This window comes from Haladaptatus sp. W1 (assembly GCF_001723155.1).
In the GTDB taxonomy this organism is placed as follows: domain Archaea; phylum Halobacteriota; class Halobacteria; order Halobacteriales; family Haladaptataceae; genus Haladaptatus; species Haladaptatus paucihalophilus.
In genome coordinates, this window is the sequence record NZ_MEIH01000308.1 from 1 (window position 1) to 23,767 (window position 23,767).

Here is a 23,767-nt window from a genome sequence, read left to right on the forward strand (position 1 = left end):
GGCGTTAATCAGTGCGACGTAGAGACGCTGGCTGCGCTCGTGGATACCGGTCTCGATCCCAACGTAGATGCCAACGAAGACGACGGCAATGACGCCGTGGAGCAGAGTCAGTTCAGTCGGGGCTGTGACCATCGGAAGTCCGAATAGGAGTCCGGATATCGTCTCGTAGACGGCGGCGTAGACGACGATGGCTGGGAAGAAGACCAGGGGGACGGCTCCGTAACGGGCCGACCGCGAAAGTGAGGTGGTCTGGACCGCATTGCGGGCCGCGTGGAGCGTGGTGAACACGACGAAGAAGGTCAGCAGGAGTCCGGCGTCCATGTTCGTCCCTTTTCCGGTCAGCGCCGTGAACAGTATACCGCCGGCTAGTCCGGTCAGCAGCGTCACTGCGAAGGTGACGACGCTCGTCGGGTACCCCACCGTGTGCGGGGGCACCTCGCTCGGACTGGTATGTTCAATCTGCCCACCGGAGGAGAGGAATTGGTATGCCTTGTAGAAGCCGTGCAGGATGAGGTGGGTGATGGCGGCCCCGAAGAACCCGAGGCCAGCCTGCATGATCATGAATCCCATCTGGCCGACCGTTGAACAACCGAGTTTGCGCTTGACGTCCGTCTGGACCGACTTCAGGAGTTTCCCACCGATCGCGCTGGCCGCGCCGACGGCGACCACTGCCAGCATGAAGGTGGTATCGACGGTGACGACCGGGGCAAAGCGGACCAGCAAGATGCCACCCGCATTGACGAACCCGGCGTGCATCAGTGCCGATGCCGGTGTCGGAGCGGTCATCGAGGAGAGGAGCCAGCCGTGGAAGGGAACGAGCGCCGACTGGATTATCGCCGCGAGGACGAGGCTCCCAGCAGCCACGAGCCACATCGCCCCGTCGAGCGAATCAGACGCCGCGGCGATCCCGGAGATCGTCGTCGCACCGGTCGTCCACCACAATACGGTCAGCGCGACCCCGAGTAGCGCGCTGCTGGCGAGGAAGTACCGGCGGGCGACCGTCGCGGCCGCCCGTGACTGGCGCCAACCGTCGACAAGACCGACGAGTTTCGCCATCACAAGCCCCATCGCCAGCCATAGGAGCCAGAACAAGGCGATAAGGTCGGCGGCCACGAGCCCCATCACAGCAGCCGTGAAACCGAACACGGCGAGGAAGAAGTCGGTCTCATGGGCGCTACCAGCCATGTAGCGGCGAGAGTAACTGTGAACAATACCGCTAAAGAAGGTGACGACCACCCACATCAGAACGGTCAGGCCATCGATGACGACCACGCCGGGGATCTCCCACGACCCACCGAACCGGACTCGGGCGATGAGTACGGCGATACTCGCGGCGAACAACGACCACACGAGCCACGTTAGTACAACGGGCACGGACGGCGATTCCACCGTCGTGTCCGGGAGCGCTCCGATCGTCGGTTTCGAGCTACGTCCTGACATCGTTCATCCTATTGTCCGACCATCCCGTCTACCGAGACGAACTCGGAATCCGCTTCTGGTCGTATTCAACACGATAGAGAACAAAATGACTATTAAAACTATCTATATTCACAGAACGTTCGTAAATTGGCCATTATAGAACAGTATGGTTTTGTTGGTTCTGTATGTAAACACCCGGTATAGGAGGGTCAGGTCAGGAGATTTGTGACCTGTACCGACGAGTCATCGGGGAGGCGAGCCCGGATTGTGGTTGGTTCTGTCTCGCCGTCGAGGGAGACCAGATACTGCTTATCAGGAAACGAATTGTACGCCCCATCTTGGTCGTGTACGTAGCCAGCGACCGTGACCGACGACGGGAGTGCCTGCTTGAGAAACACAACCTGGCGACAGACGTTGTACTCGACAAGTCGATTCTGCCTCATCTGAGGTGGCATCGAGTCAGCCAGGAGCCCCTCCTCAAATGCATCTCCGACGAGCGAGCGGAGCGGCTTCAACCGCGCTTCGATACCTGCAGGTGACCCTGAATCGGGTGCAATCCACCGGTCGTACGCGTCTTCGAGAACCTGACACCTCGTGTGTCCGACGATGAGTACTGCTGTAATGTCGTGCTGCGTTTTGAGGAGTTCAATATCGCTGTCCAGTACCACCTGACCTTCGTACTGATCCCATGTCTGATTCCCGAGCGTCTGAACTCCGATGACGTTCCAGGTAGCATCGACCGGCCACAGCGGTTCCCAACTGCAGTCGCTCATCGAGCACGAGACGACGAGGGCCGTCTGGGTGGCCGAACCATCTTCCCGGTTTCTCCGAGAACCGGTCCATTCTTGAACTGACTCGATAGCAGATTTGAGATCGTCCCCGCTCATCGTAAACCAGGCCACCTCTTTTCAGACGCATTAGTGTCGGCCATTGGCTCTCTGTAACGGATTTGAACCTGAAATGAGATAATGTTACCGAAACGTTCGATATATTCGTCACGAAGAACAGTTCGTTATTGATGCGAGGTGGTATGGAAGAACGCTCAGGGACGCCCTCGTTGGGCAGTCGTTCGAACCGATCGGTGGACGTATCGTCGTTGAGGACGATGGGATCGAGAACATCGAGGGGACAGAAACGACATCGATTAACGTCATACTGCTGGCGTTCGACAACGTTCACACGCATCTGGGGATTCCCTTGCAGAGGAAGTGGTTCGACGTCACCATCCGGGGAGTGTTACGGATAGCTACCACGGCTTGAGCCGAAATCGACGAACTCAACTGCGGTGTCAGCTCCCGACCGAGGGGCAGCACTTGCTGTCCTTGCGGGATACTCGGATAATCTAGCTGACCCGATCGGTCCGGTACGGGCCGCCGTCCGTCGCGCGACCGAGCCAGAGGTCAAACACGTCGTCGTTTAGGAATCGTCCTCTGTATGAGTCTCGGAATCGAACTTACCGAAAGGTGTCGTCTCGTGGGTTCGAACGAGAACTTCATCGGCAACGGTGAGCCCCATATCGAGGAGTGCCTGTGCGACGGGTGTGATGTCGCTGTCCGACTCGCCGACAGCAGTCACGAGGAGATTTTGTTCTCCGGTGACCAGCTCCTGAACTGAGACGACACCATCGATTTCTAGAATATCGGGGATAAGGTCACCACGTTCGACTATCGAAGCGGTGCAGTAGAGCAACATTTGGAGCGGATAGCCCGATTTTTGATAATCGACGTTGGCACTGTATCCTTTAATTACCCCATCGGATTCGAGACGCTGGATGCGCTTGCGGACGGTACTGTCCGAGGTATCGGTTCGCTCTGTGATGTCTCCAGAAGACATGTTTCGAGCGTCTTCCTGGAGTGCATACAGAATTGCCCTGTCGACGTCGTCGATCTCTTCTTCAACCATACCCGTGTGTCCGCGACAAAGCCACTTTACCTTTGTATGTTGCTCGAGATCCTCACCGATATCTATATTTTCGTCTCCTCTCCTTGGACTATTTTCGAGGACAGAAAGACAACTACAATGACCAGACAGAGCGTGATCCCAAAAAGAAGCAAGAGCAGATGTGCCAGTTACACCCCATCACACAAACCCGACGTGAAGACGTCCTCACCGCCGACGGTGGTATCAACGAATCGATGCTGACTGACCCGACCGTGTATAAATCGGGTATCCACTTCCAATTCAAATACCATCTCTACCACGTCGGTCTGCTCACAAAGGGTGGAACAGACGACAAAGACGAGGTTCTCACCAATGACTGGGCGTTAGAAAATCCAGTCGGGACCCGCTAGTTCAGCTAATTCGCTGTATAGCCTCACACCCACTCAAGCGTCGCGTTGTGCTGCGCTACGTACTCTGAATTCAGACTCTCATTCGGAAGCGATATTCGCTCTCCTGCCCAGTCAAGAACCGTCCGCTGTAACAATTTACTTTCTGTCTCGAACGACGGATTCACCTGCAACCGGTACTCTCGGTCAATTGTGAATAACCCCGATCAAACGTTGCGTGATGCGTCTTACCCATACAGGATTGGACGAAGACAAAACCGAAGAGTAAGCCACTGAAGTCGTATGGTTATGCCCTGATCGATTTCCTTGATTTAGTCGAATGTACATCAAGCAGTAGGTGTCTACTTCCGGTCAATCAGATCGACTCACACGCAACCCCGTCGTCGTCAGCATCGAGCCGATACGGATCGCTCGGATCCTGGTCAAGGACGGCTTGTGCCTGCTCGTGTGAGTCGAAATCACTGCAATCGTAATCACCATCTGCTGGCGGTGGCGGAACGTTGACTCCATTCGCACTCGTCGGTGTTCCGACCGTCGGCGTCGGTGTTACAGTAGACCCTTCAAATTTCCATACAGCAACGTGGTTGCGTTGTGCTCGGGCTTCAGCCCGCTCGAACGCACCCCTTTTCGAGAACGAACTCTCATACAACCGTGCGTAGCCATCCGTCAACAGTTGTCGATTGAAGTTTGCACCATCCACGTAGACATAGACCAAGAGTCGGCCGAAACTCCCTCGACGATCTGCCTGAGGATCCGTCTCGATGCGAACCGTCTTCCCGTCTAATTTATTAATCGCAAATTGACTCGCACGCTTGCCCCACTCGTAGAGGTGATCTTTACCAGCCGTCGAATCCGGAATCCCTTCGAATTCGGATGGGGAGACTCGACTAAGGGTCGTCTCGGGTGTATCAACTCCCAAAAGGCGTATCGTATCCGTTTCACCGTTCGGGAATCGGACCTCCATCGTATCTCCATCGATTACTCTCGTGACAGTAACTGTCCACTTGGTTCCGCTCGCTGGCCCACGAGCGGATCGCGTACGAGCAGATTGTGTTGATGATTGAGCGGCAGTCGTTGTCATCACACTCGACGTTGCGGCCATCGTTTGAGTGTTCGTCATCTGCTCCGTTGCTGTCGTCATCTGTGTCGTTGCTGCCGATGTCGTGGTTGTTCCCATCGACGGTGTCGCAACCCCCTGATCACTCGTCTTCCCTTGTTGTGGTCCCGATGATTCGGCTTCTGGGAGCATCGCACCCGAGACGATTACCCCACTGAGCACGATGCCGATCACAACGAGAGTGGAAAACTCTCGCCCTGTGAGCGAGCTGACTTTTCGTCGAACGGGCGGGATTGCAAACAGCCCGACGGCAATCACGAGAAGCCCGCTACTAACCGATCGGGGAACGTCTGACTCAGGAACGAGAGTAAAGCCTAGTCCACTGAGAATGAGTAAAATTCCAAACGTCCATGGGATCACTGTCAGATACCGCTTCCAGCGCCCCCCTTGCCTGTCACTCATAGCTGGTAGCGACACTAGTTAGATACAAAACATAATAAAACAGATGGGTGGTTCTCACCTTCATGAAATAGTACAGTATCTCTCGTAAGGCAGGGTGAGAATGCACAATATCGGGACTCCGAGACCCAGAACGTTCGAGACACCCCCTCGAACCGCTGTGATGTCTCGATCAAGATAACTTCGAGTCCCATGCCGGGATAGGAGTAACGGTGGTGTGGCCCCGCCATCGGCCTGTCATGCCGACAGGTCATAAACCAGCAAATATCTCAAACCAGCAGTGCGGTGCCGTGGGAAGCCTCACCGTTTACGGCGAGGAGGAGGTCACCTCTGACGTCTAATCATCATCTGTCGCTGCATCCGTCGCTGGGTCGACATCGTCTTCGAATCCATCCTGATCCGTCTTGGGCGTACCGCGAACGTCCCCTTCACGCCACGTGCCTCTGCGGAACCAGAGCCACGCGATGAGTGCGCCTGCAACGTTCGAGACAAAGAACGCCAGCCAGATACCTCGGACATCAGGCTGCCCGAAGAACCACAGATTCGTGGGGAGAATGCCTTGTGAAGCGATGTACGCGATGGGAAGGCGAATTCCAGCCAGCGTGAGAATGGAAATGGCAGCCGCGACCAGCGTTTTGCCGGCGCCACGGAAGCCTCCTGTGAACGCCCGCATGATCCCGATGAACCCGAACGATAGCGCGACGTAGCGGAGGAATTCCGCGCCCACGTCCAGCACGGCTGCGTCGTCGGTGAACACGCTGACGATGGGCGTCGGCACGAGGAAGATAAGAACTCCAATCACCCGAGGACGAGGAACAACCCCTTGGCCGCGACGTAGTTTGCCTGCTCTGCGCGGTCGTACTTCCCGGCGCCGATGTTCTGGCCCGACATCGTCTCGACACCACGGGCAACCGCAATCGCAGGCAGGAAAATGACCGAAAAGACGCGCGTACCGATACCGAAGGCCGCAACGACAGACGTCGAGAACAGACCGACGATGAGTAACAGCGCATTGATCGACAGGGCACGACCAGTTCCCTCGATGCTCGCAGGCACACCGATTTGGAGGATTTTCCGTAGATATTGGAGATCCGGTTTCATGTCCGTGAGATGAATCTGGATGCCTCTCGTTCCGGACTCCATGATAACGAGTCCAACGAACATCGCCACTCCACGGGAGAAGACCGTCGCGATGGCGGCGCCCTGGATGCCGAGTTCGGGAAATGCGACCGGGCCGATAGCCCAGCCGTTGATGAGGAACGGATCGAGAATCACGTTGAGCACGACCGTCCCGAACATGACGACCATCGGTGTGATGGTGTCGCCCGCGCCGCGCATCAGCGAGATGAACACGAAGAACCCGAACATGAACGGCAGACCGAGAGCGACCACCTGCATATACGCGGTCGCGCCGGGGAGGACCTCCGGCGACGCTCCCAAGAATGCGAGGAACGGTCGCACGACTGGATAGCCGATTGCGCCGAGGAGAGCCGACGCGATCAACGCGAACGTCACGGTCTGTGAGGCCGCGTACTCGGCCTGTTCCGTTTCTTTGGCTCCGGTATGTTGGGCGACGAGAACACTCCCCGCGACCGAGAGGCCCATCCCGAGCGAGATGAGCAGGAACACCATCGGGAAGCCAAAGGAGATTGCCGCCAGAGCCTCTGTCGAGTACTGGCCCAGCCAGAACGTGTCCGCCAGATTGTAGGCGGTCTGCATCAGGTTCGTGATGACGATTGGGAGCGAGAGGAACAAGAGCGGCTTAACGATGCCGCCGTTAGTGAGGTCTAGTTCCTCCTGTCCCTTGAAGAAGCTCACGCGATTACCTCCGTAGCACGATTTATGGTCTCCGCATTCACTTTGCTCATGCGTCCACTCCCGAGTTCGGAGTCCATCCAAGTCGCAATTCGAGGACCCGTTCGACGAGTTGGCGAGTTCTAACAGGGTTCTCACCGAGCGCGACCGTCCGTGTGTGACCACCGTTGGCGAGCGTGGTGACGAGTCGTGCGATCTCCTCTGGATTAGCCTCCTCGAAGTGCTCGGCATCGACTCCATCTCGAACGATCGACGCGACGACAGACTGCATCATTTCGTCGAGTTCGAGGAATCGCTCCCGGACGCGATTGTGGTACGGAGCCTGTGCTTTTAGTTCCATGAGGCCGACGGGGAAGTCATCGTCACCCGTTTCCGACGGTGTGTACACGGCATCGAGAAACGAATCGAGGCGCTCGCGCGGATCGCAAGCCTCACACGCCAACTGCGCCTCGAATCGTTTGATTAGGTCGTCGAGGAACGCGTTCAAGAGGTCTTCTTTGGTATCGAAGTGATAGTGGATAGCAGCGGTCGTTATCGATGACTCTTCGGCGATTCGTTGCATCGTGAGGTTTGCATAGCCGTACTTCTGGAGTGCACGGCCTGTCGCCGTTATAATCTCATCAGTAGTCTCTGTATCCATTCGATACTAAAACTTACTAACCAATCAGTCAAAAGGCTTGTGACTAACTATTCATTGACCTTGACCACGCAGACAGTCTGGCCGCAGTCGTCGACCGTACAGACACGGGCGTGGGTTGATCGGCTTGAGCGGGAAGCGGTCGATCCGTATGAGTTGGTGATGGCGACCGGCAGCAGAAAATGATGTCAAAGCTCTCGGCAAGTTTTCCCTTAATAAGTTCATGTAATATCCCCGGATTCTATTTAGGAATTCATGAGCGACGATCCTACTGATAGTTCATTCGCTACTGACTCACTACACGCCGGTCAAGATCCCGATCCTGTGACTGGGGCACGAGCGCCACCGCTCTATCAAACCACTTCATACGTCTTTGAAGATGCCGACGATGCAGCAACCCAGTTTGCGCTCGAGAAGCCCGGCTATATCTATTCTCGGTTGATGAACCCGACTCTTGAAACACTCCAAGACCGGCTTGCCGCTCTTGAAGGCGGTGTCGGGGGCGTTGTTACTGCATCTGGGATGGCTGCGCTGAATCTCGCAACGTTCCTCTTGGCAGAAGCTGGCGACAATATCGTCACAGCCTCTTCATTATACGGAGGCACCTACACATACTTCTCCCATTCAATCGAACGCCGAGGTGTCACCGCCAAATTCGTTGACACACTCGACTATCAGGCATACGACGAAGCCATCGACGACAATACTGCCTACGTCCATCTTGAGACGATCGGGAATCCAGCCCTCGATACACCCGATATCCAGCAGATTGCCGACATCGCTCACGACCACGGCGTTCCCTTACTCGTCGATAATACCTTTGCGACACCCTACCTCTGTCGTCCACTCGAACATGGCGCGGATCTCGTCTGGAACTCGACCACAAAATGGCTTCACGGCTCCGGAACTACCATTGGTGGCGTGATTGTTGATGGTGGCTCGTTCCCTTGGAGCGATTACCCAGAGAAATATAGTGAGATTGCCCAAGATAATCCCGCCTATCACGGTGTCAACTTCGCGGAAACATTCGGCGACGAGGCGTTCACATACGCTGCGATTGCCCGCGGACTCCGCGATCTTGGAAACCAGCAAGCGCCCTTCGACGCTTGGCAAACCCTCCAGGGACTCGAAACGCTTTCCCTTCGGATGGACCGTCACTGCGAGAATGCAATGGCAGTCGCCGAGTATCTCCAGGACCACGAGGATGTTGCGTGGGTGAACTACCCGGGTCTCTCTTCCCACGAAACCCACGATACGGCTACCGAATACCTCGAAGGTGGCTACGGTGGTATGATCACTTTCGGTCTTGCAGATGGATACGATGCTGCGCGAAAAACTGTTGAATCGACAGAGTTGGCGAGCTTGCTCGCTAATGTTGGTGATGCAAAGACACTCATCATTCACCCAGCTAGTACAACCCATCAACAGCTTACAGACGCTGAGAAGGCTGCTTCCGGCGTCACTGATGATCTTGTTCGCCTTTCTGTGGGTATTGAAGATCCTGGACAGATCATTGCTGATCTTGAGAACGCTATCGACGCCGCCACATAGACGGCTCTTATCGTTCTGATACCGAGCCGGTATTGACCTCCTCCCGCGCCTAAAGTCGTCCCTAGAACGCAAAGCGTTCTGGTGTGCGAACGAGACGCAACGCGTCTCGTCAACGCGGGAATCCCACCCTTGGATTTCTGGCCGTTCGAGACGACCCTAAGGTTTCAAGACGCATACGTTCCAAGCGTCAATTGCTGGGTGTCAGCATCGACTTGGCTGTCTTGTGGAGCGGTCAAATGCTCCCCATCCTCGGCCGAGTCATTGCCATCCGTGTATTCTCTTGAACGGCTCTCTCTGCCGAGGTAGCGATATGCAATAGTGGGCGCGGCGTTAACGTCTGCTTGGTACTCTCCGACCCAACATCCATCGGAGGAACACTTGAACATCGCCTGACGAGGGCGGTAGCCAACTTCGTGGCATACGTGGCACTCCTTCGACGTATTTCGGGGATTCACCATCTCGACACGAATCCCTTTTTCAGCGCCTTTGTAGCAGAGTTGGGTGTGCATCTTCGCAAATCCCCACCCGTGCAACCGTTGATTCATGAACGCGCCGTAATCCATGCTCTCGCGGAGGTATGTTAGGTTTTCAAGAACCAGTACAGGATTCTCGAATTGATCGGCGTAAGCGACGGCCTCCGACGTAACTGTGTGGATGATATCGTCAATTTGTTTCCAGAGTTTGTCGCCGTAGGATTCTGCGATACGTTCGCTTCCACGTTGCTGAAGGCGTCGAGTCGCCGTGAAATACGTCTCTCGGAGTTGTCGAACTTTCCGTCCCTCGTCGTTCCAGAGGCTGGGTGCAGTTGGGGTGCCGCGCTCGTTACGGTGACACACCGTTACCAAAGAGGCTTCCCCGATATCTACCCCAATCGGCGTTTCTGCCGAACTGGATTCTGATTGTTTTTCGATTTCTCGCGTGAGGACGAAAACGATGCCGACCCCGAAGACTGTGACTGCGATGGCCTCAACGGGTTCCCGTGTTGGCCATGCGTGCGAACGGGACGGACAGAACTGCCGAACGAACCACTGCTTCACCCCTTTTTTTCCATATTATATCAAATGACTGCATCGACTGGCATCGAATAACGAGCACCCAGAGATGGTATTAACGTAATGACGAGCGGGATTCATCCGAATTTCTCCATTCACCGAAACTCCTGATTTCACACGCTTCAGTGCCTGAGAGTAGCATTCAGCCTATATTTATATAGTCATAACGCGTATAAATTGTATGGCTGCTATTGAGCTAAACAGTGTGACCAAACAATACGGAGAGGTAACCGCGCTCCACGACGTCGATCTCGTCGTCGAGGAAGGGGAGATATTCGGCTTTCTCGGGCCGAACGGAGCGGGGAAGTCCACGACCATCGACATCCTGCTCGACTTCGTCCGCCCGACCGCCGGGAGTGCCTCAGTGCTCGGATTCGACGTCCAACGCGATAGTCTCGAAGTTCGCGAGCGCGTCGGCGTCCTCCCGGACGCATATCACGTGTACGACCGACTGACCGGTCGCCAGCACATCGAGTTTGCTATCCGTTCGAAGCGTTCGGACGATGACCCGATGGCGATCCTCGAACGCGTCGGCATCGGTGACGCTGCTGACCGAAAAGCCGGTGGCTATTCGAAAGGGATGCGTCAGCGCCTCGTCCTTGGCATGGCGCTTGTCGGTGAGCCCGAATTACTCATCTTGGATGAACCCACGACGGGACTTGATCCGAAAGGAGCACGCGAGATGCGTGAGATAATCACCGAGGAACGCAACCGAGGTGCGACGGTGTTCTTCTCCAGTCACATCCTGGAACAGGTCGAGGTGGTCTGTGACCGTGTCGGTATCCTAATGGGTGGTGAACTAGTCACCGTCGACACCATCGACGGACTTCGGACCTCCGTCGGCACTGAGCAGACGCTCGCGATCACTACCAACCAACCCGTCGACGAAGCGGCGCTCGACGTAATCCGTGCGGTCGACGGCGTCTCGCAAGCCACTGCGAGCGGGACGTCCGTCGCCGTGACACTCGAGCCCCACTCTAAGGCCGCGGTGCTGAACGCACTCGAAGCACGAGACATCGGCGTCGAAGACTTCAGCACGGAAGAAACCTCGCTGGAAGAGCTGTTCATGGCCTACACCGACGGTCGCTCGATCGGCGGGACGACGGAGGTGACGGCATGAGCTTCGCCGTCGTCGCCCGTAAGGACTTCCAGGACGCTCGTCTCTCGAAAACACTCTGGGGGCTGTCGGCACTCTTTATCGTCTTGATGGCCGGGATGGCGTACCTCTACGCTGAACTGCCCGCACTCAGTGGCGACACCAACGAACTCTCGGCCCTCGGACTAATGTTCTTCCTTGCTGCACCCGCTACCCTGTTCGTCTCCATCACGGCGGTCATCATCGCCGCTAAATCAGTTGCTGGTGAACGCGAGAACGGAAGTATGAAGCTCATGCTCTCGTACCCCCACTCGCGCCGTGACGTGGTACTCGGGAAAGTCACCGGCAGAGCCGCGGTGCTTGTACTCCCCCTCGTGATTGGATTCGCCGTCGCAGCGATCGTGGTGCTGGCGAAGTATGCTACCTTCACGCCAATCGACTACGTGTTGTTCGTCCTACTGACGGTGCTCTACGCGTTCGCCTACATCAGCCTCGTCGTCGGTCTCTCGGCCACGACGGGGTCTGGCGCAAGAGCGACGGCGATGGCCATCGGGCTGTTCGTCGTCCTTGAACTCCTCTGGGACGTCGTACCGCTCGGAGTACTCTACCTGCTGGAGGGCCGGCTCGTCCCACCACAGGAGTACCCGAACTGGGCGTTGTTCCTCTCGGGACTCACGCCGAGCGCCGCCTACTCAACCGCGATGGGTGCCGTCCTGCCGGAGTCCCCCAACGCAGTCCTCGGTATCGGCTCAACTGGCGACGTACCGTTCTACCTCGCCGACTGGTTCGGACTCGTTCTTCTCGTCGCGTGGGCCGTCATCCCGGTCAGTTTGGGCTACTTGCGGTTCCAGGTCGCCGACCTCTGAACGCGGATTCGCGTTCTCCGCTTTCGATTCCTTCCTTCGCCGGATCGTAACGCTGGGACCCACCGTAGCCTCTTTTGCAACCATATGGTCACCGTAGAGAACGCGACCGATGACGGGACACTCGACGTCTTCTCATATTCTCGGTGATTTCCGACTAGCATATACTCATAGAGTTTTGGTACAGAGGATGATACTTCTACTGCTCATATTGAAAAATTCTGCTCAAAATCCTATACAAAAAGTAAATTTTATGCCTTTGTTCGTATATTTATGCTCTGACCCGGGGGCTTCATGACGAGTGAACGTCACACATCACAGACGCAGATTGAACCATGCGAGAACTGCAAGTGTGATACCACACATACGGTCTCGGTCGAGATTCGGACGGAAAGTACGAAACAAGAGAATACTGAATTCTCGCGTGAACCATATCGGATTACCACGTGCCAGAAGTGCGGTGAGACAACAAGCCAACGGATGAATAACGCGTAGCGCTCACAGATCTTTCAATCTTTCACGACACTTCATCCACTCTCACTTCTGTGATCGGTTTGGGTGCCCTTCGCTGCTGTCGCACTTGCTACTCTGTCGTGTTCACCAGCGTCGATGAAGAACAGCTCGAATCGTGGTGGCGTGAAACAGGCGACCTTGGAGATGCTGCTGCACATGCCCTCGAAACCCGTCCCTAGACCATGCTCGTTTCGACGACGCTCGAGACCTGCCACGTCTATGAATGATAGCAGCGCGTCCTTTTCGTTGTCATCAATCATACGGACCTTGCGTCGGTAGTGTTCGTAGGTAGATTTCTGCCCATTTGCAGGCCTCTGATGCATCAGTGTCGGTCTAGGTTACCGACCCAGCACTCCCGCGAGTGCCTCCATCGCCACCGGAAGCGCGTCGACGACGTCGGGACTCTCCCCGAACGCGCGGTCCCAGTCGTCGGTCGTCAAGTAGTCGCTGATCAAAAACAGGGACCCGACGTCCAGCCCCCGGTAGTCGCCTACAGCGAACGTCGCGGCCGCCTCCATGTCGACTGCGAGCACGCCGTCCTCGGCGTACCTCTCGATTTCAGGGACGGTCTCGCGGAACAGCGCGTCGGTCGTCCAAGTCGCTCCGACCTCAAACTTCCCGCCTGCCGCCTCGACCGCATGTTCGAGTTCAGCGACCATCGCGCCCGAGGCGTCGATCCGCTCCGAGTGGGGGAGATAATGATGCGAGACGCCTTCGTCCCGGATTGCTTCGTCTACGACGAGGTAGTGCGACTGCGGGACGTCCGGCTGGAGACAGCCCGACCAGCCGACTGAGAGGAACGCCTCTGTCCCGGCTGACTGTAGCAACTCCATCAATATTGCCGTCGTGGGACTGCCGATGCCAAAGTGGCCAAGGACCGCCAGTTCGGCGTCTGTATCGACGTCAGCGTCCGCGTCAAGGCCAGTGAACCGATGGAGCTCGAACTCGAGGAGGTCGCTCTCCCCGTGGAGCGGCTCGGTCTCGCGAACGTCGAGCACGTGGTCGAAGAAGTGAGACTGGTAGCAGACAAGGACACCGTCCGGCGCGTCCTCAAGGAGCGGTGCCCCGGACGCCTGGGCGTCGGAAAGCATCCCATCTGGGGTCAGGATCGAGGGAGCGTCGTACTTCCCCGAGTCGTTTGGAACGGGCATAATCTGCGATTCGACGAGTCACAGGATAGGTATACTGGTGGGCGAATCTCGCTGAACGGTCCTATTCAGACAACTGGTCCGTGGGGAGATTACCGGACTTGCGGGCGGGGAAAGCCTTCCCCAGCAGGGTGGGGTAGGTCATCTCTCTTATTCTGTCGAGTACCCGGTCCGTGTTGAGAAGTTGTCCCCTGTATTCTCGGCATGTTCGACCAAATCAGTCGGTGTCTCTTTGTTTGCTGGAGACATCGATGCTTCATAATACGCGACACGTTTGGTTTCATCCTGTTGCATAGCTGGAGACGGTTTAGTTACATCTGATGAGACATTCTGGCAAAGTTCCTGCAGTCGGTCTGATGAGAGAGCGTGTGTCCGTTTTTCGCCGAGTACAACGCCACTAGTGACGATCGAACGGATTCCCTCTTCAACGGTCATCTCGACATCAAAGACGCGATCTTTTCGGACATGTATAACGAATCCTCCCATGACGGGATTTGGAGCCATCGGTAAAAACAACGTTTCCATCTCGGCGTGATCCATCGCCTGTTTGACGGTGGTAGCCGTGTCCGCGGTTTTGAATGCGACAGCGTACGATCCATCCGTCGGATATTCGACGAGCTTGACTTCTTTGAAGCTCTCTGAATCTGAATCAAGAAGCAGTTCGCTCATCTCATTGAAGCTCGTGTATACCGAGCCAATGCCTGGAACCGACGACATGAAATGGTCGAATTGCACGCCAACGCGACCATATCCTGAGCGGTATTCGGCGACGAATCCCAACATAAAGAGAGACCCACTGAGCAGTCCGATCATGATGAGCTTCACGAGCAACTCATTTGTCCCCGGTGAGACTCCGGGGACGCTTTTCACGATAAACACGACCGGGTTCAGAGTGTTCGAGATGAAGTTGAGCACAAATCCAAGGACGACAACTGTAACGATGAGAGGAATCGCAATAGCCGCGCCACTGATGAGTGATCGGCGGATAATCTCCTTGGCGTTGTGGTGTGTTACGTTCTTATTCATCGAAAGTCCCCCTCGCCACTGAAACTAATATCATACCCTTATAGCAATAGCTACCCTTGAAAGCGTTTAGGCCGAAAGAGGTGTAATGAACAGGCTACAATCAGTCTGGCTTCCCCTACGTATTGAATAGAAAGCGATTACAGATATCTGATGAGAAAACCCACGGTTGAAGCCGAGGAAGGAAACTTCCAGTTCACCCTATTGTTGTTGTGGGGACGATACCGGATACTCCGGAGGAGATTATGTTGTTCAATGGCACGCACCTCCACTGTGACCGGAGTGTCCTGTTCTCATAGTGGCCGAATTGAGGATTCAGGAACCCTCATTTAGCTGAACACAGGCGCTAACCCCCTCCTCGAGGAGCAACGCAGCGAAGCGAGTAGCGCGTAGGGCGAGGTAGTTCACATGGTCCTCTGGCTCGCACTCAGTAAGCGTAAAATTCTGGACATTCATGTTGATTGAATGAATTTTACTGGTTCGGATATCTTCCACTGTATCTGACCCCAACTAGTTTGGAGGTTATTCTTTATTATATCCCCGCATCCTCCGAGATGGAAGTACGATGGAAATAAATAGGCGTGATACATTGAAAACTCTCGGCGCAGCGAGTGTTATAAGTATGGTCGGCGGTGCTGGTGTAGCGAACCTCGTGGGCGCTGACGACCACAAGGGTGACGAGGAGATGGCCGCTGTCCGCGTCGCTCATGCTTCGCCCGACGCCCCGAACGTTGACGTCTGGGTTGACGGCTCCAAAGTCCTCTCCGATGTGCCATTTAAAGCCATCAGTGAGTACTTGATGGTTCCGACTGGGACCCGGAACGTGAAGATAACGGCGGCAGGGGACTCCAGCACGGTCGCTTTCGAGGGCGACCTTCCGGTAGAAGCCGGCACGTATACCGTCGCAGCGATCGGCGAACTCACTAGCGATGACACCGAGGTCACACCGTGGCCGCTGATGGACGACAAAAGCGTCGCCGACGGAATGGCGAAGGTCCGTCTCGCACACGTATCGCCGGATGCCCCCGCGGTCGACGTGACCGTAATGGACGGCGAGACCACGCTGTTCGACGACGTGGGATATGGCGAAGCGAGCGACTACCTCGAAGTCGAGCCTGGAAACTACACGCTCGAAGTCCGCGGAGACACCGACTCGAACGACGGCGACGTGGCCGCGACCTTCGAGGTGAGTCTTGAACCCGGTAACTGTTATACTGCGTTCGCCGCGGGGTACCTGACACCGGAGGACGAACCAGCGAACGAACCGTTCGACCTCGTCGTCGCCATGGATGGTACAGAGCAGTCTCACGAGAAGAACGGAGCGGGAAGTGATTCGCCGAAACAGACGGGGATGGTCCGGGTCGCCCATGCTTCACCCGACGCCCCGAACGTAGACGTGTGGGTCGACGGCACCAAAGTCCTCTCCGATGTGCCATTTAAAGCCATCAGTGAGTACCTCGACGTGCCAGTGGGCAAACGGATGGTTAGGATCACCGCTGCTGGCGATCCAGATACCGTCGCATTCGAGGGGAAGGTTTCAGTCGGTAAGAACGCGTACACCGTCGCAGCGATCGGCGAACTCGCCAGCGATGACACCGAGTTCACACCGTGGGTCCTGAAAGATGACGCGAAGATGATGGAGGACACAGCGCAGGTCCGTCTCGCACACGTATCGCCGGATGCCCCCGCGGTCGACGTAACCGTAATGGACGGCGAGACCACGCTGTTCGACGACGTAGGGTACGGCGAATCGAGTGACTATGTGTCGGTTCCCAGTGGGTCGTATACCCTCCAGGTCTGGTGTGCCGACCCCGTCGCTACGTTCGAGGTTGACGTGACGGCCGGCTGTACCTACACCACGTTTGCGGCAGGCTATCTGACACCCGAGGACGAACCGGCAAACGAACCGTTCGACCTTGTGGTCGCGCGCGACGAGACGTCGTAGTCGAGACTATCATTTACGGGGTGGTGAACCCGTTTATCACCCCCTCGGGGTGTAACACGGCTCTCCAGCAGACGGTGAAGCACAGCTTCTTCCCGCAAAAACACCAGAATAACAAGTTTACTTTCGAGTAGTCGAGTTGGTTTTCTCACCTCTCCACCGAAGGTGCTCACCCGCCAGCCGTGATGCTACTGCTAGTTTAGGTTGTTCGCTGCCGTATAGAGAGTCAAAATGCCCACTAACACCACCGAACGACCGGCTCGGACCGATGCTCGAATGAAAGCCGTCGTGGCCACCGAATACGGAGCCCCGGATGTTCTCCGTGTTACAGAGGTCCCCAAACCGACGCCTAAAGATACTGAGATACTGATCCGGATCACCGCAACGACGGTTGGACCGTCGGATTCCGCCTTTCGGCAAGGCAAACCGTTTGTAGTGCGATTATTTAGCGGGCTCAAGAAACCGAACTCCGTTCTGGGAGACGTGCTAGCCGGGGAGGTTGCGGCAGTGGGTAGCGACGTCACACGATTTGCCGAAGGCGATCGGGTATTTGGAACAGCTGCTCCCGATAGTGGTGCGCATGCTGAGTACATTTGTCTCCCCGAAGATGGTGCGCTGGCGATAGCACCGTCGAATATAAGCGATGGCGAAGCTGCCGCTGTTTGTGATGGTGCACTCACGGCGATGGGATTCCTTCGAGATACGGCATCTATTCAACGTGGCCAATCGCTCCTCATCAACGGAGCATCCGGATCGATTGGGACCTTTGCGGTCCAACTTGCCAAGCACTTCGGAGCAGAGGTAACCGGCGTCAGTAGTACAAGAAACATTGATTTAGTGAAGTCGCTCGGTGCCGATACGGTTATTGACTATACACAAACGGACTTCACTACGGTAGGTGAAAAATATGACATCATATTCGACGCGGTGGGCAAGAGTTCGTATTCGCGGTGCAAAGACTCGCTCACCCGAGACGGGATGTACATGACTACGGTTCCGTCATTGGTAATCCTGTTCCAGATGGGATGGACAACGTTGTTCGGTAGCAAAAGGGCAGTCTTCACCGCCACTGGGTTGAAATCACCGGAAGAAAAGGTCGCTCATCTCCAGTTCCTGAGAAAACGTATCGAGGCCGGAGAGGTTCACTCGATGATCGACAGACGATATTCGCTGGACGAAATCGCTGAAGCTCACCGGTATGTCGATAGAGGGCACAAAAGAGGAAACGTAGTCATAACATTGGGAAAGTAGGGGAGTGCTCCTTTTGCATCTGCAACCGGCCATGCCGCTCCGTTCTTCGGGGGGAGGGGAAACCAGTCGGATATTCCGCCGTGGTAGACAACGAGCGTTCGTCGTTGGGAATGATCGGTTCTCACGGAAACGAGTGTCAGTACGGAAGTGCGAGGAGAAAGCTTCGTCCGTCAGGAAAGGAACAAATCCGACGGCCGATGACACAATTCACGAGTCGGTACCGGTCAGCAGGCCATCTATCACTTCGAGCCGATTGGACTCATCACAGGGAAACGGTGTGGCATCTCTTCTGCGAGCGTGACCGCAGCGTTTCAACACCATTTGTAGAAGCATATATTTATTAAAACCTAAACGTATGGATTACTGATGGTTTTGATGAATATTGGGAATAGTATTCAAATAATAGAACTATTGATTGCTGTCACACCTCATATTACAATATCATATAATAATAATCTAAAATTCATAATAATAGATAACTATATTTCGTTCAACGGCCATCTAATTATGAGTTCAATGAATTCAAACCAACCTTCCGACACTCGACGAACAATACTCAAGAAAGGAATTCTGGCGACAGCAACCGCGGCTATCGGGGTTCCAGTAACTACGGGACTGGCCAGTGCTAGCAGTTGCTCTAAAACTTGCTGGGTGGACGTCAAACCGAACAGTTGCCCCAACTCGATCAATCCAAAGAACAACGGTGTCGTCTCCGTGGCTGTTGGCTGGCCCAACATAAAGATGGAGAGCGCTCGTCTCGTTCCATCGGCCGGAAATTCCGATATTCAATTTCCCGGCTGTCAGGATTATCTGGATCCGGATTGGGAGGATGTGTCCTACGAAGATATTGACCAACTCCTTTCGGAATCCGACGACCGAGCAGCCACTGCGATTCGAATGTCGCGAGAAGACCTCAACAACGATGGGAACAACGATACGATATTGAAATTCGAGACCCGTACGATCGAACTCAACCCCGACGACAAGTATCTCATCCTTGAAGCCGAAACCGGAAGCGGTTGCCGTCTACTCGGCCTCGATAGCGTCAGAGTTGTTGGGAAATCAAACAACTGAAACTGATTTTTTCGAGCGGTGAAATTGCTCTCGATAACCGTGTGAACTCCCCCACCTTATTCGCTCCTTGAGGGTGGGGGCTTACCGCCTGCATTCTGCTAACAGAGTCCGGAAAAGATTTGATGTGACTGTCGCGCCGATCGGGAGGACGTACCGGGCATTGGGTATGGATTTGTGATGAACGTGGGGGATCTGTCGATGTGCTTTGTGAGTATCGGTCGCATCGCGTAAGCATCATCGGTGGTTGTAGTTCGACAGCGACTATCTGTCTATATGGGGTAACGAAACAGAAAGTCGGAGTAGGTTAGATTCAATTCGGTGTCAATCGACCGGAGGTAATTGTGGGGGCTGAAACTCCCGCAGGCCGAAATAGGTGATGAACACGGCACCGATCGCGATAACGGCGACAGCGATCAAGAGTGACTCGCCAACGATAGGGAGGAAGCTCAGCACCCGGCTCGCCATGAAAAATAGAACCGTCCCGGCGGCTGTCGCTACACCCGGCTTATCTGTCGGCATCCATTGCCCAAGCATGGATCCGATGCTGATGTACGCGTATAGATAGACGAAGACACCCCCCAATAGACCGAGGAGGCTTACCGGAAGCAGAATGATAGTAAAGGCCATGAACACAAACAACGCCAATAACGTAACGGTGGTGAGGAGACCGACTGTCCCGCTGACGACGGGGTGGTGCCGAATCGAGTGGCGCACATTGGCGAGGAACTCGGAATATCGTCGCCCGACCACGAAGGAGACGACGCCGAGTATCACTGCCTGGAGCAGGAATATCGTGAGTGACTCGATAGGAGACCGTTCTTGCATCACTGGTTCGGCAACCACATCGGGATCAACAGCCGCGTCGGTGGCGATCTCTCGGTCGCCACCGAACACCTGATACTGATCGGTAACCGTACCCGAAGACCCGACCGTGACGTTCCCCGCGAGCTGGACGAGCCGCCCGTCAAGCGTTCCCTCAATGCGTGCCGTCCCTCCAATCACGTACAGCGATGTGGTCGTGCGCGTATTGTTGGGAATTGTAACTGTTCCGTCTGCGACGACAACTGCACCGGTGTCACCAGGAACGTCCTGCGTGCCATCGAAAACCGTCGTGACCGTATCGACGCCAGGCTGGGCCGAAACCAGAAGCAGCGCGACGAGAAGTAACGGGACTGTTTCCGGTCTCATGTTTTCTGCTCCCGAGAATGAGCGAGCATAACCATCCGCCGAGCGTACACCATGACGAGAAGCAAGAAGAACAACAGCAGGGCGAGCGCATCAACGATGTTGAGATGATTGACGAGCGGCATTGTCGTGCTCTCCATATAGAGGACGACTGCTGTACTCAGGAAGGTTGCAAGGAAGCCGGCGAACCCGACGCCGATCGCCGAGTGGCGACCGATCGTATCGGGCGTCGACATGTCCGGCCAGAGTGCAAAGTTCAACACGGTGTAGAAGCTCACCGCCCCCGAGTAGAAGAGTGGCATGAGCAGGGGTGCCTCCCCGACCCCAGCCCGAATGTCGAAGATATACATGAGGTGGGTGAACCCGAACAGCCCGAAAACGACCAAGAACAGCCACCGTCGTCCGAAATTCGAGTACAGGACACCGGCCATAATGGCTGTCAAGACGTGGATGCCGCCGATTAGAAGGTGGATGCCGAAGTCCGGTGATTGCCACGACGTATAGATGTAGGCTGGAGTCTCGATAATCCGGAGGAAGCCGAGGCTATCGATGAAGTAAACGCCGAACATCAGGAGGATGAACGACCAGAACTCGTAACTCCACGTTCGGACGGCCGTCGGCCGACAAAACCGGCCGACGCCGAAGTCGGGATCTCGATGCTGGCGTTTCAGCGAGTCGAGGAACGCGACGTCCCGAAACGCGAACACACCAAGGAGGACGACGGCAGGGGCCATGGCGGCGCTCATCACGATGCTGAACGACTCGATGCGCCACTGGAGCGGGTAGACGTTCGCCAAGAAGTACGCGCAAGCGGTCGCGGCCGCTGCGACCCAGCCGCGGTCTTCAACGGGAACGAGATCGATGACTAGGCTGAATGTGGTTGGCATCCCCGTTCCGAGCGAGACGGCACAAAGTATAATCCATGCGCCGAAGGCAGTTCCCGTTCGGAGATAAGGTGCAGCCAAGGTCAGGAGCAACTGGAGGACGATCACGCCCCAGAGTATCCGGAGTTTTGCGTTGAAGTTCCGGCTCCAGCCATACATGTCAAGCGCGGTCCCGACGCTGATCGCAGTTAGGAAGGCAACGAGTGCAAGGGCGCTCATGCCAACTGATACCTGAAACCGAGATAATCCGACGATCCGGGTTCCTAAGTCGATGAGCCCGAGCTGGACGAAGGTGAGATTATAGTAGTAACCGGCAGCTAGTACGGAGATAAACAGGAAATATCCGAAGAGCTGGGACCATTTCCGGGCTCGGAGGTATTCGGTGAGCCGCATTTGACTAATCTACTTTCGGATGGATATTAATAGAATGGGTGTAGTATCCAAATGGGGCCTCATTGTCGTCAAGTTTCAGCGGTCGTGCTGATTGCAGGGCGCGCATTCAGTGCCGGGACGACGGATTTATTTGGTCGATGGGATACCCCACGTAACGTGATCCCACATCCGTTCGTAGATGTAGTACGTGCCCGTTTTCAGTAGATTAGTGACTACTCCGATGTTCAATGCAGCCTCGATGTCTCCAACGACAACCCACGCGACCGTGATGGTGATCACTACCATACAAAGACGATAGCAAGCCGTCTTTACGAGTGCCCGTTTTCGCGCTTGAAGAGCAGAGCGGGAAACCCATCCCTTGAACATAATCTCTTCTCATCGTTCAGCCTCATAAGTAATTGGAACTGGTTTCATGACTCTGTATGTGTAACCTAAAATGGTTTCTAACGAGACTGTATCGTCGGTGGTGGAATTTTTGACAACTATGCCCACAAGGATTGCCAGAAGACACACTCTATTTCTGGCGTACCATTCCCAACAGATGCTCGGAAGCTGATATCCACACCTCGATTCTTTCATACGCCGAGATTCTGATCCTCTTCTATGACCACACCGAGGCTGAGTATGAGAACGATGTGCCACAAGCTATCATGATTCTTCTTGAACTCGACGAACAACCGTCGGTGTGGGTTGCAATGCGAAAGAGCGTCACCGGTACTGGTGGGGCACTTCTCGGCAGTGCCGCGACGACCGTGGGCGGGTTCGGTGTTCTCGTGTTCGCCATCCTGCCTCCCCTCCAGCAGTTTGGAATCATTACGGGTCTCACGATCATCTACTCGTTCCTTGCGAGTGTCTTCGTGCTACCCAGCCTACTCGCCCTGTGGACCCGGTACTTGGGACCAGGTGATGCGATGACGACCGAACCGGCAGACAAATCTACCGTGGATAATGTGGGAGCAACGGATGACTGATTCGACGGAAGCCAACGCGATAGCTGCGCTACAGCAACTGGGACTCTCCAAGTACGAAGCACAGGTCTTCTGTGCCCTGCAGCCGATCGATAAGGCGACTGCGAGCGAGATCAGCGAAACCAGTGACGTGCCGCGTTCACAGGTCTACGGGGCTGCCGATGGGTTAGAAGAACTAGGTCTGGTGGATGTTCAACAATCCAACCCCCAACAGTTCCGTGCCGTGGGACTGGACGAAGCGCGTGCCCATCTACAGGCCAAGATCGAACGTGAGCAGGATCGTGCCTTCGAGGCACTCGATTCTCTGCAACAACAGCCGATCGATGAAACGGAAACCCAAGAAGATATTTGGACGCTCAAGGGCCAAGAAACGATCAACGATCGTGTCACCCAACTCATCAGCAACGCGAACAACCGGATTATCTTCGGCGCACGCGATCCGATAATACTGGACGACAATGTGGTCACGGCGCTTTCGAAGGCACAAGCGGACGGTATTGATGTCTTCATCACGAGTGGGAACCCCGCGGTTTGTGAGCTTTTTGAAGAGCGTGGTCTCGAAGCGTGCCAGTTCCCGATGAAGCCTGAGGATAATGATCGGAGTGGTCGTGTTCTGGCGATTGATTCTGATGTTATTCTCATGAGTGTCCTTGTTCTAACCCACGATAGGACTCAAAACGAGGTCGCCTTCTGGAGCGATGGAACTGGGTTTGCCAGTATCCTGATCGGTCTCTTGGAGACCTGGTTTTCAAAATTCATTGAGACGTAGGCCTGTCGGAAAATTGAGGCAGTGAATGCGTTATGAATGTTTAATTCCTGCTCGGACAGGGTATGGCACGCGTTCGAGCAGGAAGGAGGAGGTGGCGGGCGCGGGGGAGTATGGATCGGGAGTGATGGCGCCAGACCCATGTGGGAACCCGTTCAGGGTGTCAGCGGCGACCGCGCCAGAATCAATGGCTTCGTGGGGTTCGGTAAATGCTTTGTGCAACTATTAAAAAATAATACAGTCAGTATGGCGACTATATGCAGGATTTTCGATAGTTGATAGGAGAGCCCACGAATGCGTACTGGTCATTAATTATTAAAATCATACTTTACTTCGATTGACTCTACCATACTGATTGGCAATGGTGATAGATCTTCGTGGAA

Annotated in this window: 20 protein-coding genes and 3 pseudogenes; 10 read left to right on the forward strand and 13 right to left on the reverse strand. The window is 55.3% G+C overall.

The window, feature by feature from the left end:
* From BG842_RS15600 to BG842_RS15610, 3 genes are all read right to left on the reverse strand, one after another.
* A partial coding sequence (locus BG842_RS15600; RefSeq protein ID WP_069451460.1) for a proton-conducting transporter membrane subunit occupies positions 1-1,440 on the reverse strand: 1,440 nt, incomplete at its 3' end.
* A gap of 188 nt (positions 1,441-1,628) precedes the next feature.
* Positions 1,629-2,306 (reverse strand): PadR family transcriptional regulator, encoded by a 678-nt coding sequence (locus tag BG842_RS15605; RefSeq protein WP_254663226.1) that lies wholly within the window; start codon positions 2,304-2,306, stop codon positions 1,629-1,631.
* Between the two features lie 529 nt (positions 2,307-2,835).
* Positions 2,836-3,321, reverse strand: coding sequence for an Lrp/AsnC family transcriptional regulator (locus BG842_RS15610; RefSeq protein WP_069451462.1), 486 nt, complete (start codon positions 3,319-3,321; stop codon positions 2,836-2,838).
* 83 nt (positions 3,322-3,404) lie between these two features.
* On the opposite strand from BG842_RS15610, the gene BG842_RS15615 reads away from it, so the two are divergent.
* Positions 3,405-3,710: a hypothetical protein gene (locus BG842_RS15615; protein WP_069451463.1), complete on the forward strand. Its 306-nt coding sequence runs from the start codon at positions 3,405-3,407 to the stop codon at positions 3,708-3,710.
* 352 nt (positions 3,711-4,062) lie between these two features.
* Here the strand turns inward: BG842_RS15615 and BG842_RS15620 are convergent, their stop codons facing one another.
* The 3 genes and pseudogenes from BG842_RS15620 to BG842_RS15630 all read right to left on the reverse strand — a co-directional run bounded on the left by BG842_RS15620 (position 4,063) and on the right by BG842_RS15630 (position 7,678).
* Positions 4,063-4,671 (reverse strand): thermonuclease family protein, encoded by a 609-nt coding sequence (locus BG842_RS15620; RefSeq protein ID WP_069451464.1) that lies wholly within the window; start codon positions 4,669-4,671, stop codon positions 4,063-4,065.
* Positions 4,672-5,560: 889 nt separating this feature from the next.
* Positions 5,561-7,041 (reverse strand): annotated as a pseudogene (locus tag BG842_RS15625) (MATE family efflux transporter).
* A gap of 46 nt (positions 7,042-7,087) precedes the next feature.
* Positions 7,088-7,678, reverse strand: coding sequence for a TetR/AcrR family transcriptional regulator (locus BG842_RS15630; RefSeq protein ID WP_083252561.1), 591 nt, complete (start codon positions 7,676-7,678; stop codon positions 7,088-7,090).
* Between the two features lie 252 nt (positions 7,679-7,930).
* Here BG842_RS15630 and BG842_RS15635 point away from each other — a divergent pair, with 252 nt between their 5' ends.
* A complete protein-coding gene (locus BG842_RS15635) occupies positions 7,931-9,226 on the forward strand; it encodes an O-acetylhomoserine aminocarboxypropyltransferase/cysteine synthase family protein (protein ID WP_069451466.1) in 1,296 nt (431 codons plus the stop codon).
* Between the two features lie 164 nt (positions 9,227-9,390).
* Here the strand turns inward: BG842_RS15635 and BG842_RS15640 are convergent.
* Positions 9,391-10,119 (reverse strand): annotated as a pseudogene (locus BG842_RS15640) (IS200/IS605 family accessory protein TnpB-related protein); the annotation flags it as partial.
* A gap of 340 nt (positions 10,120-10,459) precedes the next feature.
* On the opposite strand from BG842_RS15640, the gene BG842_RS15645 reads away from it, so the two are divergent.
* The 3 genes from BG842_RS15645 to BG842_RS31790 all read left to right on the forward strand — a co-directional run bounded on the left by BG842_RS15645 (position 10,460) and on the right by BG842_RS31790 (position 12,732).
* Positions 10,460-11,398 (forward strand): ABC transporter ATP-binding protein, encoded by a 939-nt coding sequence (locus BG842_RS15645; RefSeq protein ID WP_069451467.1) that lies wholly within the window; start codon positions 10,460-10,462, stop codon positions 11,396-11,398.
* Positions 11,395-12,240, forward strand: a complete 846-nt coding sequence (locus BG842_RS15650; protein ID WP_069451468.1) for an ABC transporter permease — start codon at positions 11,395-11,397, stop codon at positions 12,238-12,240. Before BG842_RS15645 ends, BG842_RS15650 begins: the two co-directional genes overlap by 4 nt.
* A gap of 291 nt (positions 12,241-12,531) precedes the next feature.
* Entirely contained in the window at positions 12,532-12,732 is a 201-nt protein-coding gene (locus BG842_RS31790; RefSeq protein ID WP_083252562.1) for a hypothetical protein, read from the forward strand.
* A gap of 32 nt (positions 12,733-12,764) precedes the next feature.
* On the opposite strand, the gene BG842_RS15655 is transcribed toward BG842_RS31790, so the two are convergent.
* From BG842_RS15655 to BG842_RS15665, 3 genes are all read right to left on the reverse strand, one after another.
* Positions 12,765-13,010 carry a hypothetical protein gene (locus tag BG842_RS15655; RefSeq protein ID WP_069451469.1) on the reverse strand — a complete coding sequence of 82 codons (246 nt, stop codon included), beginning with the start codon at positions 13,008-13,010 and terminating at the stop codon, positions 12,765-12,767.
* Between the two features lie 78 nt (positions 13,011-13,088).
* Positions 13,089-13,901: a nucleoside phosphorylase gene (locus BG842_RS15660; RefSeq protein ID WP_254663227.1), complete on the reverse strand. Its 813-nt coding sequence runs from the start codon at positions 13,899-13,901 to the stop codon at positions 13,089-13,091.
* 147 nt (positions 13,902-14,048) lie between these two features.
* Complete coding sequence (locus BG842_RS15665) at positions 14,049-14,924, reverse strand: DUF502 domain-containing protein (RefSeq protein ID WP_069451470.1); 876 nt, start codon at positions 14,922-14,924, stop codon at positions 14,049-14,051.
* 619 nt (positions 14,925-15,543) lie between these two features.
* On the opposite strand from BG842_RS15665, the gene BG842_RS15670 reads away from it, so the two are divergent.
* From BG842_RS15670 to BG842_RS15680, 3 genes are all read left to right on the forward strand, one after another.
* Entirely contained in the window at positions 15,544-16,866 is a 1,323-nt protein-coding gene (locus tag BG842_RS15670) for a DUF4397 domain-containing protein (RefSeq protein WP_254663228.1), read from the forward strand.
* Positions 16,867-17,139: 273 nt separating this feature from the next.
* Positions 17,140-18,114, forward strand: a complete 975-nt coding sequence (locus BG842_RS15675; protein WP_069451472.1) for an NAD(P)-dependent alcohol dehydrogenase — start codon at positions 17,140-17,142, stop codon at positions 18,112-18,114.
* 366 nt (positions 18,115-18,480) lie between these two features.
* Positions 18,481-19,188, forward strand: coding sequence for a hypothetical protein (locus BG842_RS15680; RefSeq protein ID WP_254663229.1), 708 nt, complete (start codon positions 18,481-18,483; stop codon positions 19,186-19,188).
* A gap of 321 nt (positions 19,189-19,509) precedes the next feature.
* Here the strand turns inward: BG842_RS15680 and BG842_RS15685 are convergent, their stop codons facing one another.
* From BG842_RS15685 to BG842_RS27695, 3 genes are all read right to left on the reverse strand, one after another.
* Positions 19,510-20,376 (reverse strand): hypothetical protein, encoded by an 867-nt coding sequence (locus BG842_RS15685; RefSeq protein ID WP_069451473.1) that lies wholly within the window; start codon positions 20,374-20,376, stop codon positions 19,510-19,512.
* Positions 20,373-21,650 carry an MFS transporter gene (locus BG842_RS15690; protein ID WP_069451474.1) on the reverse strand — a complete coding sequence of 426 codons (1,278 nt, stop codon included), beginning with the start codon at positions 21,648-21,650 and terminating at the stop codon, positions 20,373-20,375. The genes BG842_RS15685 and BG842_RS15690 overlap by 4 nt, the downstream gene beginning before the upstream one ends.
* A gap of 126 nt (positions 21,651-21,776) precedes the next feature.
* Entirely contained in the window at positions 21,777-22,016 is a 240-nt protein-coding gene (locus BG842_RS27695) for a DUF2061 domain-containing protein (RefSeq protein ID WP_083252563.1), read from the reverse strand.
* Positions 22,017-22,309: 293 nt separating this feature from the next.
* Between BG842_RS27695 and BG842_RS15695 the strand changes: the two are divergent.
* Together BG842_RS15695 and BG842_RS15700 are read left to right on the forward strand one after the other, a co-directional pair.
* Positions 22,310-22,621 (forward strand): annotated as a pseudogene (locus tag BG842_RS15695) (MMPL family transporter); the annotation flags it as partial.
* Entirely contained in the window at positions 22,614-23,387 is a 774-nt protein-coding gene (locus tag BG842_RS15700; RefSeq protein WP_254663231.1) for a TrmB family transcriptional regulator, read from the forward strand. The pseudogene BG842_RS15695 and the gene BG842_RS15700, both read left to right, overlap by 8 nt.
* The last annotated feature ends 380 nt before the right edge of the window (positions 23,388-23,767 follow it).